15 protein-coding genes are annotated in these 15,638 nt (G+C 35.9%); 12 read left to right on the top strand and 3 right to left on the bottom strand.

Annotated features, from left to right (window positions below; translation table 11 throughout):
- Positions 1 to 184: 184 nt before the first annotated feature.
- A complete protein-coding gene (locus tag NST21_RS28980; protein ID WP_445670609.1) occupies positions 185 to 433 on the bottom strand; it encodes a DUF1450 domain-containing protein in 249 nt (82 codons plus the stop codon).
- Between the two features lie 407 nt (positions 434 to 840).
- Here NST21_RS28980 and NST21_RS26020 point away from each other — a divergent pair, with 407 nt between their 5' ends.
- The 6 genes from NST21_RS26020 to NST21_RS25995 all read left to right on the top strand — a co-directional run bounded on the left by NST21_RS26020 (position 841) and on the right by NST21_RS25995 (position 8,313).
- Positions 841 to 1,791, top strand: coding sequence for an ABC transporter permease (locus NST21_RS26020; RefSeq protein ID WP_053348872.1), 951 nt, complete (start codon positions 841 to 843; stop codon positions 1,789 to 1,791).
- Positions 1,784 to 2,731 (top strand): iron chelate uptake ABC transporter family permease subunit, encoded by a 948-nt coding sequence (locus NST21_RS26015; RefSeq protein WP_053348652.1) that lies wholly within the window; start codon positions 1,784 to 1,786, stop codon positions 2,729 to 2,731. Before NST21_RS26020 ends, NST21_RS26015 begins: the two co-directional genes overlap by 8 nt.
- Complete coding sequence (locus tag NST21_RS26010) at positions 2,725 to 3,483, top strand: iron ABC transporter ATP-binding protein (protein ID WP_340892093.1); 759 nt, start codon at positions 2,725 to 2,727, stop codon at positions 3,481 to 3,483. The genes NST21_RS26015 and NST21_RS26010 overlap by 7 nt, the downstream gene beginning before the upstream one ends.
- A gap of 222 nt (positions 3,484 to 3,705) precedes the next feature.
- Complete coding sequence (locus NST21_RS26005) at positions 3,706 to 4,650, top strand: siderophore ABC transporter substrate-binding protein (RefSeq protein ID WP_445670608.1); 945 nt, start codon at positions 3,706 to 3,708, stop codon at positions 4,648 to 4,650.
- A 495-nt stretch (positions 4,651 to 5,145) separates the two neighbouring features.
- Entirely contained in the window at positions 5,146 to 5,406 is a 261-nt protein-coding gene (locus tag NST21_RS26000) for a hypothetical protein (RefSeq protein WP_340892090.1), read from the top strand.
- A gap of 924 nt (positions 5,407 to 6,330) precedes the next feature.
- On the top strand, positions 6,331 to 8,313 hold the full coding sequence (locus tag NST21_RS25995) for an LTA synthase family protein (RefSeq protein WP_340892089.1): 1,983 nt from the start codon (positions 6,331 to 6,333) through the stop codon (positions 8,311 to 8,313).
- Positions 8,314 to 8,398: 85 nt separating this feature from the next.
- Here the strand turns inward: NST21_RS25995 and NST21_RS25990 are convergent, their stop codons facing one another.
- Positions 8,399 to 9,019 carry an RraA family protein gene (locus NST21_RS25990; RefSeq protein WP_340892088.1) on the bottom strand — a complete coding sequence of 207 codons (621 nt, stop codon included), beginning with the start codon at positions 9,017 to 9,019 and terminating at the stop codon, positions 8,399 to 8,401.
- Between the two features lie 904 nt (positions 9,020 to 9,923).
- Positions 9,924 to 10,103, bottom strand: a complete 180-nt coding sequence (locus NST21_RS25985; protein ID WP_053348658.1) for a hypothetical protein — start codon at positions 10,101 to 10,103, stop codon at positions 9,924 to 9,926.
- A gap of 120 nt (positions 10,104 to 10,223) precedes the next feature.
- On the opposite strand from NST21_RS25985, the gene NST21_RS25980 reads away from it, so the two are divergent.
- The 6 genes from NST21_RS25980 to NST21_RS25955 all read left to right on the top strand — a co-directional run bounded on the left by NST21_RS25980 (position 10,224) and on the right by NST21_RS25955 (position 15,592).
- Positions 10,224 to 10,553: a DUF948 domain-containing protein gene (locus tag NST21_RS25980; RefSeq protein WP_340892087.1), complete on the top strand. Its 330-nt coding sequence runs from the start codon at positions 10,224 to 10,226 to the stop codon at positions 10,551 to 10,553.
- A 189-nt stretch (positions 10,554 to 10,742) separates the two neighbouring features.
- Complete coding sequence (gene sugE, locus NST21_RS25975) at positions 10,743 to 11,063, top strand: quaternary ammonium compound efflux SMR transporter SugE (protein WP_201222706.1); 321 nt, start codon at positions 10,743 to 10,745, stop codon at positions 11,061 to 11,063.
- Between the two features lie 54 nt (positions 11,064 to 11,117).
- The gene (locus NST21_RS25970; RefSeq protein ID WP_340892086.1) at positions 11,118 to 11,669 is read left to right on the top strand and encodes a YhcN/YlaJ family sporulation lipoprotein; all 552 of its coding nucleotides are present in this window, start codon (positions 11,118 to 11,120) and stop codon (positions 11,667 to 11,669) included.
- Positions 11,670 to 11,901: 232 nt separating this feature from the next.
- Complete coding sequence (locus NST21_RS25965) at positions 11,902 to 13,389, top strand: spore germination protein (RefSeq protein ID WP_340892085.1); 1,488 nt, start codon at positions 11,902 to 11,904, stop codon at positions 13,387 to 13,389.
- Between the two features lie 23 nt (positions 13,390 to 13,412).
- Entirely contained in the window at positions 13,413 to 14,513 is a 1,101-nt protein-coding gene (locus NST21_RS25960; RefSeq protein ID WP_340892084.1) for a GerAB/ArcD/ProY family transporter, read from the top strand.
- Complete coding sequence (locus tag NST21_RS25955; protein ID WP_340892083.1) at positions 14,510 to 15,592, top strand: Ger(x)C family spore germination protein; 1,083 nt, start codon at positions 14,510 to 14,512, stop codon at positions 15,590 to 15,592. Before NST21_RS25960 ends, NST21_RS25955 begins: the two co-directional genes overlap by 4 nt.
- Positions 15,593 to 15,638: the final 46 nt, after the last annotated feature.

Below are 15,638 nucleotides of genomic sequence, written 5' to 3'. Positions count from 1 at the left end.
ATGGCTGATATGCTCCAGAGGGGCTGATACAGCTAATCCTTTTATGCACTCCTATTATATAGAAGGAATAGGAGTTATAGAGGTTTTTTTATACACGGTTTTCTTCATTATAATTTTAGGGATATAGTTAAAGTCTCTACAATAAAATAAGGACCAAAGCAATTTGAAGTTGCTTGGCCCGTATTTATTTTAATATGTTTTGTAACTGGTTTAACAGATCTTGTGTATTTTCCCCACTCATAATCTGCCCGTTTACTTTAGCATAGGGTGTCTTATTACAAAGTTTACATTCACTTAAACATTCATATTCTTTATATTGAATTCGGGGATTCGTCAAGAACTTTCCATACACAGCGAGTGTTTGTTCATTAAGGAAACGGTCAAGATTATTTTGACAAAATTCAATCTGGATTTTCTCTTTTTTGGTGAACATTTTAGAAAGAAAGGTTTTCATCATATCGCTACTTTCATTGGAAGAGTAAATATATGTTATTTTGATTTTATCACTTAATGTTGCGAAATGCATGGTTTGAAAGAATTTAATACACAAGTACTTTATATAGATTGTGTGAACAAGAACGGATACAATTTCCAATTTATCTAAGTAATTGGCTTGTATATGTTGACACATGTCAAAGGAATGGTAGAATAGAAATGACTACGATATTGATAATGAATCTCATTATCAAAAAAAAGGAAAACACGTGCAGTTATTGTAGCTCATGGGTCTTATTTTTATTAAAGATAGATAAACACTTAATAATAGTCTTTATTCAAACATTTTTAATTAAAAATATTATCACTGTGTTTTTACTGATATAGGAAGAGTAGGAAATGAAGATGAAGATAAGATATTTAGTCATGGCGTTAATTGTTTTATCATTTACCTCATTATTCATTGGAGTAAAAGATATTACGCCACTCGATTTATTAGATTTAAGTGATGATAAAGTGCAAATTATGCTGCAAAGCCGTTTTCCTAGAATGGTAACTATTGTAATTGCTGGGGTGGTTATGAGCATCAGTGGCTTAATCATGCAGCAATTGAGTAGAAATAAATTTGTATCACCAACAACTGCCGGTACGATGGATTCTGCAAGGTTGGGTCTTCTTCTTGCTATTATCATTTTTCCATCAGCAGCACTTATTGAGAAAATGGCATTCGCATTCATATTCGCTTTGGCAGGCACTTTCTTGTTCATGAAAATTCTTGATCAAGTTAAATACAAGGATACGATTTTTATTCCATTGGTTGGTTTGATGTTTGGTAATATCGTCGGATCTATTTCAACTTTCTTTGCTTATAAATATGATTTGATTCAAAGTCTCAACACATGGATGAATGGGGATTTCTCGATGATTATGTCGGGAAGATATGAACTAATATACATAAGTATCCCTTTGGTCATTCTCGCATACTTCTTTGCTAATAAATTCACTGTGGCAGGGATGGGTGAGGAGTTTGCTATCAATCTTGGACTCAATTATAAATTTGTAGTCAATTTTGGATTGGTAATCGTAGCATTATCCTCTACCGTCGTCTTGTTAACGGTGGGAACAATTCCTTTTATAGGACTGATTGTACCTAATATTGTTTCACTTTACCTTGGTGATAATTTGAAGAAGAGTCTTTCTCATACAGCATTGCTAGGGGCTGTGTTCCTATTGATCTGCGATATTCTGGGTCGGATTATCATTTATCCATTTGAAATTCCGATAGGTCTCGTAGTTGGTGTAATAGGAAGCGCCGTATTTATCTATCTGATAATGAGGAGAAAGGCATATGAATAATAAAGGAAAAATCATTTTACTAGCTGTTGTTGCAACTGTTTTAACTGCAGGTTATATCTTTTGGGATCTTGGCCCGAATTGGGATTATGCACTTCCAAGAAGGGTTATCAAAATTATCGCCATCATTGTAGTTGGTTGTGCGATTGCCTTCGCAACAGTTGTTTTCCAGACAGTAACAAATAATAAAATTTTAACACCAAGCATTTTAGGATTAGATTCTATGTATATGCTGATTCAAACAGGAGTCATCTTCCTGTTCGGTTCAACACATGTCATGATTTTAAATAAAAATCTAAATTTTCTGGTTACTTTGACAGCTATGCTTATTTTCTCCAGTCTACTGTTCAAGTTCATGTTCAAGCAAAATCGAAATATATATTTTCTCTTGCTGATAGGCATCATATTCGGAACATTATTCGGCAGTATGTCATCATTTATGCAGGTATTGATTGACCCGAATGAATTTCAAATCATTCAAAATAAAATGTTTGCGAGTTTTAACAATGTCAATACGGACTTATTGACGTTAGCTATTGTCCTCATGATAGCAGTAATCGTATATTTTATGAGATTTTTGAAGTATTTAGATGTCATGTCCTTAGGGAGAGACCAAGCCATCAACTTAGGTGTGGATTATGATTTTGTAACGAAACGGGTATTAATCGTTGTCACGATTTTAATCTCCATTTCAACGGCCCTGATAGGTCCTATCACATTCCTCGGCTTACTTGTTGCCAATGTGGCGTATCAATTTATTAAGTCTTATCAGCACAAACATATCCTTCCAGGTGCGATGCTGATTAGTGTGATTGCCTTGGTCGGCGGCCAATTCATAGTTGAGAGAATCTTCACCTTCTCTACAACTTTGAGTGTCATTATCAACTTTGTTGGCGGTGTCTATTTCATCTATCTTCTATTAAAGGAGAATAAGTCATGGTAGAAGTGAAAAGTTTATTCAAAAAATATAATAATAAAACGGTTGTCGAGGATGTATCCATTGAAATTACCAAAGGAAAAATCACTTCTTTCATCGGCCCTAATGGTGCGGGAAAAAGTACGGTTCTTTCGATGATCAGCCGACTCATTACTAAAGATTCAGGGGAAGTCCTGATTGATGGTAAAGACATGGGGAAATTCAACAGCAATGAGCTTGCGAAAAAAATCGCTATTTTAAAGCAAGCTAACCACATTAATATCCGATTGACGATTCGTGAACTCGTCGCTTTTGGTCGATTCCCTTATTCACAAGGGAAATTGACTAAAGAGGATTGGAAATATGTCGATGAAGCGATTGAATATATGGAACTTGCGAGTATGCAGGATAAGTTTCTTGACCAGCTTAGCGGGGGCCAACAACAACGGGCTTTCATTGCAATGGTAATTGCACAAAATACAGAGTATGTACTTCTTGACGAACCTTTGAACAATTTGGACATGAAGCATTCTGTCCAAATCATGAAGGTATTAAGACGGCTGGCTGATGAATTAGGGAAAACAGTCATTATCGTCATTCATGATATTAATTTTGCATCCTGTTATTCCGACTATATTGTTGCATTGAAGGATGGAAAGGTTGTCCAAAATGGACCTACCGAACAAGTCATTAATTCCAATGTATTAAAGGAAATCTATGATATGGATATTGAGATTCAAAATATCAATGATAATAAGATCTGCGTGTACTTTACTTAGGAACCACGCCATTTGGTTTTAAATTACTTCAGGTATTCGTAACTAAACTAGGAAACATTAAGAACACTCTTTAGGCTGTTAAGAGTTGGCGGGCGCCCAAGAATTAGCCGCCACCTGTTTAAATATAAGGAAAAAAGAGGAATGAGATGGGTTCTAACAAGTTACGGATTCAACATGTAATTTTAAATAATAAAAAATACTTTTCGAGGTGACATTTTAATGATTAAGAAATTATCTTTACTGCTATTAATAGCAATGCTGGCTGTAGTGGCTGTAGCTTGTGGATCAAATAATGAAAAAGAAGAATCAAGTCCGAAAAAAGAATCGGCTAAAAGCGAAGAAATAACAGTTAAGCACCAACTAGGAGAAACGAAAGTAAAAACAAACCCAGAAAAAGTTGTCGTATTCGATATGGGAACTCTTGATACACTTGATAAATTGGGTGTAGAAGTGGCTGCTGTTCCTCATGATGGCCTTCCTGAATACCTTTCTAAATATGAAGGTACAACTGAAAATGCTGGTGGATTAAAAGAACCTGACTTCGAAAAAATTAACGAGATTGCTCCTGACTTAATCCTTATTTCAGGTCGTCAATCTGATGCATATGAAGAATTAAGTAAAATTGCTCCTACAGTTTATGTAGGTGTTGATACTACAAAATATATGGAATCATTTGAAGAAAACGTAACACTTCTTGGTAAAATCTTCGGTAAAGAAAAAGAGGCTGCTAAAGAATTTGCAAGTGTTGAAGAAAACATCACCGCTTTGAAAGAAAAAGCACCAACAGATAAAAAAGGTTTAATCATTCTTGCTAGCGGTGGAAAAGTAAGTGCATACGGTCCTGATTCAAGATTTGGTATTATCCATGATGTATTCGGCGTTCCTGCTGTTGATGATAAATTAGAAGTATCTACACATGGTCAAAGTATTTCTTTCGAATACATTGCTGAAAAAGACCCTGATTACCTTTTCGTGGTTGATAGAGATGCAGTTGCTGGTGATGGAGCTGCAGCGAAAGAAACAGTTGAAAATGATATTGTAAAAAATACAAAAGCTTATAAAGAAGGCAACATCATTTATCTTGATCCTAACTACTGGTACTTATCAGGTGGCGGTTTAGAGTCTGTTGATTCTATGGTTAAAGAAGTCTCTGAGGGTATTAAATAATAAAGATGTAAAGCAAGGCCTGCTCTCACGTAAAGTGAAAGCAGGCTTTTTTTGTTTTATATATAAAGCAGATTTGCTCATATAACAAATAGGCTAAGAGAACATACCATAATGAAAGATGACTGTAATTATTGAAAATCCCCACCTTTAAATAACGAGGGCTTATGCTCAACGACCGTTAACCAAACCTTGTAGTTGGGCACCACAGTGAATACAATCCCAGCTATGGATTTGATAGCAGCCAAGGAGATCAATAGCTGGAAATGGACTCCTAGGAGCTTAAAGCAGGGAACCAAAAAAAACAAAAAACAGATGAGAATAAATATACTTTCTTCCTATTATATGTCGTTTGTATAGCGATGCTATTTATCTTGCTGCTATTTATGAGTCAGGGGTATTTTAAAGTCAAAAATCTCAGTGAACTTTGGCTGGTCATCATTGGGATTGTATGCATCTTGAATAATATCAATGAACAAACAGAGAAAATGACCCAAGATGAATTCTATTTTTTTGGAGAGTGGGGAAGTAACATCACTTACGATGCAGTCTGAAAGCAGTAAATTTAAAATCACAGGGAAGCATAAGGGGTATGATGAAAACAAGAACTTAGTAACGTACGTATCACAGAGTCGAATTGGTGATGCCGTAGATCAGTTAGATAAAGGCATCACCACTGTTGATCCTCGGAAAAAGACAAGTGGCTGGGTGACATTTTTCACTTCCATTATTCCATTTGTAATCATTTTCAGCCTGTAATTCTTTATTTCTTTTGGTTGCCGTACGAAAAAATGGAGCAGATGAAAAATACCTAGATAGAGAAAAAGAATACTCGCTTTCCATATGTTCTTTGAGATATTTTTATAATATGTTTGTGAATCAACTCTTATTTAACATAGACAATTATTTAAAAAATAATTGCGGTGTTAATCAAAAGAAGCCTAATAATATTGGAAAAAAAGAATATACAAATGATCGAATTATGGGAAATTTGGAAGGCGATGTTGTCGATAATACTCGAATTAAGCATTAGAAAAGGCATCTTTTACAGTCTGGAATACAAGTAAATGTAGGATAAATGCTTTGAGTTATTAGTGGGCATCAGACTAGTTTATGAGGTCGGAGATATTGAAAGAGAAGCCCTGCAGGTAGATTTCGAAGTTAAAAAGTTTTCAGGGAGTAATTCCTGGACAAAAATAAAATGAAAAAAAGGCAGATCATTTTTAGACTGTCGAATTATCGGGAAAGAAATCTAAGATAAATCTAATAGCTTTCGATGTTTTAAGAATTATTTTTTACAGTTTTTGTAATGTGCTGGTGTTTTTATAAGGAGTCGTTTATAATGGTAAAAGCCTAAGGGAAGTGAAATTAAATATAACTGTCATCCACATTTACCAGGAATTTATGGTGATATTTATTGGAATAAGATTTGGAGTTCCTATATATTAATTATAGGAAATTAAACTTCAAAGACGGGGCAAAACTCTGTTATTTTTTCAAAGGCTTGTTCATAAGCTAAAAAAGCGTTCTGTATGCGAGAGTAAATATTGTGACAAAAAGTGGTTTTGCGCAATCTTGACTATCTAAGTGAAAGAATGCTATCATAAGGTTTGCGATTTTCCGTCTTCTGTAAGTATGTAAAAATTTATATATATAAACCACTAGATTAATAGAGGTGAAAGCATGAATAATTTTCTTAAAAAGAGCCAGCAGTTATTTGCAAATAATGTACTAGGCTTTTTCTTTATTGCGGTATTAATGTTTCAGATTAAAACTTATATTGGATATCGAGTTGAATTTAACTTAGGTATTGAAAATGGACTACAACAGTTTTTGCTATTCATAAACCCGATTAGTTCAGCTATTTTATTCTTTGGGTTGGCATTACTGGCGAAAGGTAAAAAATCGTTTAAATGGATTATTCGGTTGAACTTATTGATGTCCTTATGGCTATTCTGCAATATTGTATACTACCGTTCATTTACCGATTTCATTACATTACCAACCTTGACACAAGTGCGAAATAATGCCGGAGATTTGGGACCGAGTGTTTTAGAATTATTTAAACCCCATGATGTATTTTATTTCCTTGATACGGTTCTTTTAATTGTTTTATATAAATTCAAAGACTTTAAAGTGGAAGACATCAAAGTTAAACGTCGTACTGTTGGAATGGTATACCTTGCAGGACTAGCAATTTTCGCTATCAATTTGGGACTTGCTGAAAAGGATCGTCCGCAATTATTATCGAGAACGTTTGACAGGAACTATATTGTCAAATATCTAGGCATGTATAACTATACTGTCTATGATGCGGTTCAGAATACTAAAACCTATGCTCAGCGTGCAACAGCTAATAGCACGGATATCGCAGAAGTCGTCAACTATACAAAAGCGACAAGCGCTGAGCCTAATCCTAAATACTTCGGTGCAGCTGAAGGGAAGAATGTTATATACTTGCATTTGGAATCCATGCAGAATTTCTTGATTGACTATAAGTTGAATGGAGAAGAAGTAACTCCATTTTTAAACTCACTTGCACATGATAAATCTGATTTCATGTACTTTGATAATTTCTTCCATCAAGTTGGTCAGGGTAAAACAGCGGATGCTGAATTCATGCTCGAAAATTCTCTGTTTGGTTTACCACAGGGGGCAGCATTCACAAACCGATCCCAAAATACGTATCAAGCGGCACCAGCGATTTTAGGTCAAAAAGGATACACATCTGCTGTGTTCCATGGTAATTATAAATCTTTCTGGAACCGGGATAATATGTATAAGTCTCTTGGCTTTAATCAGTTCTTCGATGCAAACCATTATAATATGGAAAATAAAGAAGAAGTACTAAGTTATGGATTAATGGATAAGCCTTTCTTTAAAGAATCCATTCCTATGTTAGAAACACTTAAACAGCCTTTCTATACAAAATTCATAACAGTATCTCACCATTTCCCATATGCTATGGATCAGGAAAAAGCAACAATTGGTAAACAAACAACGGGTGATGCATCGGTTGATAGTTACTTCCAGACTGCACGCTATGCCGACGAAGCGCTTAAAGAATTTTTCGATTATCTGAAAGAATCAGGCCTATATGATAACTCGGTAATCGTTATGTATGGCGATCACTATGGTATTTCAGAAAACCATAAAGAAGCCATGTCAAAAGTGCTGGACAAAGAAGTAGGCACGTTTGAGAATGCCCAATTACAACGTGTACCATTATTGATTCATGTTCCAGGCGTTGAAGGCGGGGAAATGCATCAATACGGTGGACAGATAGACCTTCTCCCAACTTTACTACATTTGTTAGGGATTAAATCAAATGATTATGTACAATTCGGTTCAGATTTATTGTCAAAAGATCATAATGAAGTAGTACCTTTCAGGAATGGAGACTTTGTAACGCCAGATGTTACTTCCATTAAAGGAAAGTACTATGATACTAATACTGGAGAATTGGTCGAGGAGAATGAAGACATTCTCAATTATAAAACGAGAGCTGAAAAGATGCTTAATTTATCCGACCAAGTCGTAAACGGAGACTTACTCCGATTCTATACTCCAAATGGTTTTAAACCGATTGATCCGAAGGATTATGATTACACATACAATGAAGAAGATCCAAAAGAAGTTGATTCAAAAGTTGATTCTGATAAATAAGGGGTTAATAAAAGAACAGGCAGGAAGCAATAGCTTCCTGCCTGTTTTTTTATAGTTTAAGGGATAATTTTAATAAGGCAGTTCTTTAGGATTTTGCAGTCATCATGGCAATATACTTCCTGATTTCATCAGGCTTTCCTGCATACTTTTCTGCACGCTGTTCATCCTTTACGATTTTATCTTTTACTTTTTTTAATATTTCTTCACAAATAGCTTGAGGGACGACCACGACTCCATCTACATCCCCTATTATAATGTCGCCTGGATATACAGTGACACCACCACAGGAAATTGGGATATTGGTTTCACCCACACCAGCCTTTCCACTTGAGGCAACAGTGGTCCCTTTACTGAATACAGGGAAATTTAGATCTTTAATGGCTGCTAGATCACGAATAACGCCATCGACGACAAGAGCTTCAATTTCCATTGTTTGCATCATGCCCACAACAAAGTCACCAGCGATAGCTCGGTATGTATCCCCTTTGCAGTCAACAACTAATATGTCCCCTGCCTGGGCCTCACCGATTGCCTTTAAAACGGCTGAATTATCACCGACTGGTACCTGGACAGTTAATGCACGTCCGGCAAAATGATATTCATCTTTTAGGGGTTTAATTGCTGAGTCTAGATTGTTCAATCCATCCATTGCATCAGAAATGGCCGTGGTAGGTAAAGCTTTAAACTGTTGAATGAGACTATCCATGAAAATAAGTCCTCCTTAGGATTATTGGAATATAGCCTAAGTATAACAATTTTTATAATTTTCGGATAATAGGTATAGATTATCATTCTTTATAACTTTTAGACGATGTTTTACAATTCTAAATGGATAAAGGAATATGTTTCTAATCGACAAACCCCCATCCTGTAGTAGGAAGGGGGTTTAGTTTATATAGTTACCAAATAGGGAATCTACAGTTTTTTTCTTTTTAATTAAATAAGGGTTTAACAATCATTAATCTTCCTCAAAGTCCTTTTTTTGGAAATTGGTTATTTTTGTTTCCTGAAAGGGTAATCTTTTAAGAGCCAAGTTCAGCCCTTTTCTTTTTACACTTTAAGGATAGGGACGTTTTTTTATGAATTAAGTTTTTGCCTTAGCACATAGCGATCTTATGCTCTATTGCAAGATCAACCCCAAGGCCTGTCCCATGTATCGATGCTTGATCAAACATATTTATGAAATTCATACTCTCAGAAAGTCTGCTTTTCAGCACAGGGATGGTTCTCTCCAACGGAAGCTTCAGCTGATGAGAGGTTAGGAATGAGTAGTTCATAAAATATTGTTTGCCCTTTTCATTAATCGAGTATACTTTACGCGGTGGCCTCTTGCCTTCTTGTTCAGTATGTACCTTAATGTAGTCTTGTGGCTTGTAAAGGGAAACTTCCAGGCAGATATTTAATACTAATTAAAGATTGTATGTGCAAATATTTTCAATGAGTAGAGAAATTGAGCAAGGACAAATCATAAGTGTATCGAAGGTAAAAAGAAATGTTTACAAAAATGACTGTACAGAACTCAACTAATTTGATGTTTGGGGTTGAACTTTTAAAAGTTGTTAGTGAAACGCCAGCGGGAAATCTTTTTTTAATAGAGGGGTATTTTCATGTCAAAGAAAGAGTAATATTAAGACAGAGGTTGCCAGGGTTAGCCAAATAGGGCTAAATATTTCTGGATGAATGATAAGAAAAACAATTCCTGCAATTGTGGCAGCCTGCTGAATGGTCATATGTCTAATAAAGTGTAACCCAGCCTTAAGACAAGCCTTAATGAGAGGTGTGTGATTCATTTTTCATTCCTCCTTTTCTCTTCAATAATATGTCCAGGAATAAAATAAAATACATAGCCAGTCGTTTTCTGCCCAGTATTATGGGTATAGTAGAGATAAAAGAAGAAGGAGGAATTATAGATGTTAATTGTATATATTAGTCTTGCCCTCTTCATTGGAGCCATTATTTACTTAGTCTTTTTTTCTCTCAGAACATATAAGGATACTAAACCTGCAATTGAGAACGTGACGGAAACCGTTGCACGGATTCAGGCAAAAACGGATCAAATTAAATCAGAGACGGATCAGCTAGCATTGAGACAGCAGGAAATCACAGAAGATGTTCAATATAAAAAAGAGGCCGTTCAATATACAGTTGATGCAGCTAAACAAACGCCGGAACCATTTAAAAATATTTGGCTTACAATCAAGGGTGAAAAATGGAACCTTAGAAGCAGACGAAACGGTTGAGGATGTATTTGACCACTTTTGATATTGCGTGATATAGTATGGGGATAAAAAGTTTCAAGGGTTCCGCGGTTTAATTGCCGGCTGGTCAGAGAGATGCGCGCAGGATTTTTTTGCGTACACGGAGGGAAAAAAGCCCGGGAGGTTATATTTATAACCTACTGGGCTTTTTTCTGTATTGGAGGGAAAAAGATGGCTTGGTTATACTTAGTTATTGCAGGATTATTCGAAGTAATATGGGCAACGAGTTTGAAATACACGGAGGGGTTTACAAAATTAATTCCTTCTATCATAACGATTGTCGGTATGGTTATTAGTTTTTATTTTTTATCATCGGCGATAAAAACATTGCCGATGGGGACAGCATATGCAATCTGGACCGGAATAGGGGCAATCGGTGCCGTCCTTGTTGGCATTATTGTCTTTAACGAGCCAAAAGATGCGATGCGCTTAGTTTTTGTTGGTTGCATTTTGATTGGCATTATTGGATTAAAGGTCACTTCTTCTGAATAATTAATTGCTTCCTTACAAATAGTAGCATTAAACAATTTGTAAGGAGTGAGGAAAATGAATTATAAAGCGGTAGTATCAAGTGCGATGATGGTTCTATTGATTTCAGGCTGTGCGTCTAATGATAAACAAGGAGCAAATGAAAATCTTGGACTTAATCGGAACAATCAGGATAATTATGATACACCTATGAGGGTAAGTGACACAAGGCAAAATAATAATAATCTAAATGATAATGATCTAAATAATAATGATCTAAATGATAATGGTACAAACGATTTGAGGGTTTCTGAAGATATCTCAAATCGTGTTGAGGCCTTGAAGGAAGTAAAAAATGCCTGGGTTATTGTAACTGATCATTCTGCGTATGTTGGGGCTGTGCTAAATGACGGGGAGGATAAGGATCTTACAAATGAATTGAAAGATAGAATCGCCGACGCTGTAAGAGGGGCCGATTCATCCGTAGAAAAAGTGTATGTGTCTGCGAACCCTGATTTTGTTCAAAGAATGAATGATTATGTAACCGATATAAATAATGGAAAGCCTGTTAAAGGATTTGTTGATGAATTCCGTGAACTTGTAACACGTATTTTTCCAAGCTCAGAGTGATTAATAAGGGGTAAAATCCCTTCCACATTAAGACTTATTCGTTTATTTTCAGCTTTAAAAGAGCTTGAAAATGATACGGATAGGTCTTTTATGTTTTTTGAAGAGATAAACCACTAGCTAGAGTAATCAGCTACTGTGTCAGGTTCTGAGGTTACTGGAAGTTATGACTAACTTTTGGGAGTCTGGTTACAATAATTGGGTAAACTTAGAACGGTGTTAGGGGGCGGGGAAAGTGAGGTTTTTTAATGGAAAAAAGAAATCTGAGGTAACAGCTTTTCAGGAACTGCTTAAAAAGTTTGAAGATTCATCTGATTTTCTTGCTTACCCATTCCCAAATGAAGAAGGCTATATCATTTCCTATTTTAAATCACTAGTTAATTCACAACAGGTCCATGAACAATTGCTACCTGTTATCTCGAATCAACCAAAGAAAGATATCCACCAATTAAAAAGTGATTTTCCAGTCGGAGATATAAAAGAAACGGCGGACTTAAACGAAATAAAAGAGTTGATGCTGACAGGATCAATCATGATTCAATACAAAAAAGATGATGAAAAGTGTTTGTTAATTCCATGTGTAAACAGTGTTAAAAGGCAAATTTCTACTCCAGAGTCGGAGTATACTGTCCTGGGTCCTAAAGAGGCCTTTGTAGAATCGATTGATACGAATTTACATTTAATCCGTAATCGCCTACCAATTCCCGAATTGCAGGCAAAAGAAATTCAGGTAGGGAGTATCTCACAAACCAGGTTAGTAGTTCTCTATATAGATGGGATTACTAATCAACAAAATATTAATACGATTATGCAGAGAATAAATGACATCGATTATGATACGGTCGTGGATATTTCTTTTGTTAGCCAGCTGATAACAGATAATCGGAATTCGATGTTCCCCCAGCTGATTGATACAGAACGGCCTGACCATTTGGCCAGTGTATTAACAGAAGGGAAAATAGGGATAATGCTGGATGGATCACCTCATGTATTGATAGGTCCCAACACCATCATTAGTTTTTTTTCGTCATTTGAAGATTATTTTCTAACTTGGAATATCGGTACTTCGTTTCGTTTGATTCGCCTATTCGCAGTTTTATTTTCTGTTTTATCTTCGCCTCTTTATGTTGCAGTTTTAACATATCATTATCAGGTTATTCCAACGGATTTATTGCCAATCCTAATCTCCTCACGGGGGGTCATCCCTTTTCCGCCGATTTTAGAAGCAATAGTGCTTGAAGGAACGATTGAATTGCTGAGGGAGGCTGCGGTAAGGCTCCCGGCAAAGGTCGGCTCAACCATCGGTATTGTTGGCGGTATTGTCATCGGTACAGCCGCTGTAGAAGCGGGATTTGTTAGTAATGTTTTATTAATGCTTGTCGCTTTGGCTGCCCTTGCTTCTTTTACAGTACCTATTTACCAGATCAGTAATACGATTCGTCTCATCCGCTTTCCTTTTTTATTGGGCGCCCAGTTATACGGATTGTTTGGAATAGCATTATGTAGTGCATTTATTTTAAGTCATTTATTAAAACTGACGTCACTTGGCAGTCCATATTTAGAACCGCTTTATCCGCTAAGAATTAAGGATTTTAAAGATAGTTTTATTCGACTTCACTTTTCAAAACAGAAAAAACGTCCGCATTTTTTGCGGACTGAAAATCCAGTTAGAATAAGAAAGAAGGCTCAAACCCAAAAATCCCAAAATGATATTGATGAATAAGGTGTAGAAAGCGGTGAGAAAGCATGGAAGCTCAAACAAATGTGACTAAACAGATTTCTCCATTCTTTGTCTCTTTCCTCATACCAGGTATGCAAATTGGAGTAGGGGTATTGGGATTTGAACGGATCATAGCAAAAGAGGCAGGCCAAGATGCCTGGATATCAGTCCTGATTTCAGGATTAATCATAAATATTCTTCTTTGGATGTGCTACAAAATTTTAGGACGCGGTCCACAAACACTTGATTTGATTGCTGTCCATCAAGATTTGTTTGGTAAATGGGCAGGGAATGCTTTCAATATAGTATTTATCCTCTACTTTATATTGATTTCCATCATTATTATTAGGACTTATTTAGAGGTTATTCAGGTTTGGATGTTCCCTAGTGTTAATATCCCGCTGTTATTAACCATCATCCTGATTCTTGTTTATAGTTTTGTTACGGGAGGGTTTAGAGTTATCACCGGTTTTTGTATGATCGGGCTGATGATTGGATTGCCCTTAATTCTTTTGAAGTATTTCCCATTAAAACAAGCTCATTTCTATAATTTGACACCTGTCCTGGATCATTCCTTTCTAGATATTATGAAAGCATGTAAGTCGATGACGCTGAATTATCTCGGTTTTGAACTGCTCTTGGTCTATTATCCATTTATAAAAAAGCGTGAACGGTCTCAAAAGTGGGCCCATCTCGGGGCACTTTATACAACTTTTCTATATCTCACCTCAATTCTTGTCTCATTAGCATACTATCACCAGGATCAGCTGAAAGATGTTATTTGGGCAACTTTGACGTTATGGAAAATCGTAGACCTACCCTTTATTGAAAGATTTGAATACATAGGAATTTCTATGTGGCTTTTTATGGTGATACCGAATGCATGCCTGGGAGTCTGGGCTGCAAGCAGATGTGCGAAACGGGTATTTGGGTTCCGACAGAAAAAAATGTTAGTTATTATTCTGATGGTTATTTTAGTGTCTTGTATTTTTTTGGATAATCGCAATAAAATCGATTTGTTAAATACGTACATTTCCCGTATGGGTTTTTATATGATGTATCTGTACCTTCCCCTTTTATTTTTATGGCAGTTGATTGTTTACAAAGTGAGGGATCATAACCCATGAAAACCAAACTACTATTGATTTCATTAGGTTGCGTATTAATGACAGCGTGCGGAGTGGAGAAGCAAATTTTAGAAGATATCTTAATTGCCGAAGTCGTTGGCTATGATGATGCTGGAGACCATAAGATTAAGGGGACAGTTGTTGTCAATGTTCCTCAACTTGGAGAGAAAACAAACCTAGGTAAGGAAGTTTATGAAGCCATTTCTCATGACGTAAAAGCTACTCGTCAGCAAGAAAACTCTAAAACCACATTTCCAATTGTTGGTGGTAGATTATCAGTAATTCTCTATAGTGAAGAATTAGCTAGAAAAGGCCTAAATGATTATGTCGATACATATAGGCGTGACCCAATGGTGGGAAGAGATCTATATTTAGCTGTTGTTCATGGCAGAGCTGATGATGTAGTTAAAATAGAGCCGAAGTTATCCAAAACTCCAGGGGTTCAAGTAAAAGAGCTAATTGAACAAAACATCAGAACGAATTTACCTGATGTCGATTTGCACCACTATTTATATGCCAGTCATGGTAAAGGAATTGATCCGGTTATGCCATTATTGGAAACAGCAGGCGAGCGTGTACGGGTGAAAGGGATTGCTCTGTTTAAAAAGGACAGGTACATTGGCAAGTATATTTCTTATGAGGACGGTTTCTTATTCAAAGTACTTAGCGAAAACTTCAAACTGGGGAGTTATGAAATAAAATTGAAGGACAATGACTTTATTGATATTAATAACGTTCAATCACATGTCCATTATGATATCTTACATGCAAATCAAGAGCCCAAGGTCAGGATTGAAGTGAAAATAAAGGCAAGTATACTTGAGGTACAAGGGTATGACTTGGGCAAACCACTCGACGTGAAAACTATAGAGAATAAAGCTGAGCAGGCCATTGAAAAAAAACTAAATAAGATGTTAACTATCTTTCAGGAAAATAATATAGATCCAATTGCGATAGGTGATATCGCTAGAAGTAAAACAAGAAATTTTAATCGAAAACATTGGGAGGAAGTATATCCTCATATTCCAATTGATTTGGCTGTAGATATTGAAATGATTCAAACGGGAATCGCAGAATAAGGAAAAAAATCCATAATATAAAAATTCCTTAAATAGATTCGTTAAT

Source organism: Peribacillus sp. FSL K6-1552 (assembly GCF_038005205.1).
Classification (GTDB): Bacteria; Bacillota; Bacilli; order Bacillales; family DSM-1321; genus Peribacillus; species Peribacillus butanolivorans.
This window is presented reverse-complemented; position numbering and strand designations above follow the sequence as displayed.

What these genes read in the sequence shown, in the direction of transcription:
- NST21_RS25960 (WP_340892084.1), top strand. Translation starts at nt 13,413, where the DNA reads ATGGAAGCTCAAACAAATGTGACTAAACAGATTTCTCCATTCTTTGTC.
- NST21_RS26000 (WP_340892090.1), top strand. Translation starts at nt 5,146, where the DNA reads ATGAATTCTATTTTTTTGGAGAGTGGGGAAGTAACATCACTTACGATG.
- NST21_RS25980 (WP_340892087.1), top strand. Translation starts at nt 10,224, where the DNA reads ATGTTAATTGTATATATTAGTCTTGCCCTCTTCATTGGAGCCATTATT.
- NST21_RS25990 (WP_340892088.1), bottom strand. Translation starts at nt 9,019, where the DNA reads ATGGATAGTCTCATTCAACAGTTTAAAGCTTTACCTACCACGGCCATT.
- NST21_RS26010 (WP_340892093.1), top strand. Translation starts at nt 2,725, where the DNA reads ATGGTAGAAGTGAAAAGTTTATTCAAAAAATATAATAATAAAACGGTT.
- NST21_RS26015 (WP_053348652.1), top strand. Translation starts at nt 1,784, where the DNA reads ATGAATAATAAAGGAAAAATCATTTTACTAGCTGTTGTTGCAACTGTT.
- NST21_RS25955 (WP_340892083.1), top strand. Translation starts at nt 14,510, where the DNA reads ATGAAAACCAAACTACTATTGATTTCATTAGGTTGCGTATTAATGACA.
- sugE (WP_201222706.1), top strand. Translation starts at nt 10,743, where the DNA reads ATGGCTTGGTTATACTTAGTTATTGCAGGATTATTCGAAGTAATATGG.
- NST21_RS25985 (WP_053348658.1), bottom strand. Translation starts at nt 10,103, where the DNA reads ATGAATCACACACCTCTCATTAAGGCTTGTCTTAAGGCTGGGTTACAC.
- NST21_RS25970 (WP_340892086.1), top strand. Translation starts at nt 11,118, where the DNA reads ATGAATTATAAAGCGGTAGTATCAAGTGCGATGATGGTTCTATTGATT.
- NST21_RS28980 (WP_445670609.1), bottom strand. Translation starts at nt 433, where the DNA reads ATGTTCACCAAAAAAGAGAAAATCCAGATTGAATTTTGTCAAAATAAT.
- NST21_RS26020 (WP_053348872.1), top strand. Translation starts at nt 841, where the DNA reads ATGAAGATAAGATATTTAGTCATGGCGTTAATTGTTTTATCATTTACC.
- NST21_RS25995 (WP_340892089.1), top strand. Translation starts at nt 6,331, where the DNA reads ATGAATAATTTTCTTAAAAAGAGCCAGCAGTTATTTGCAAATAATGTA.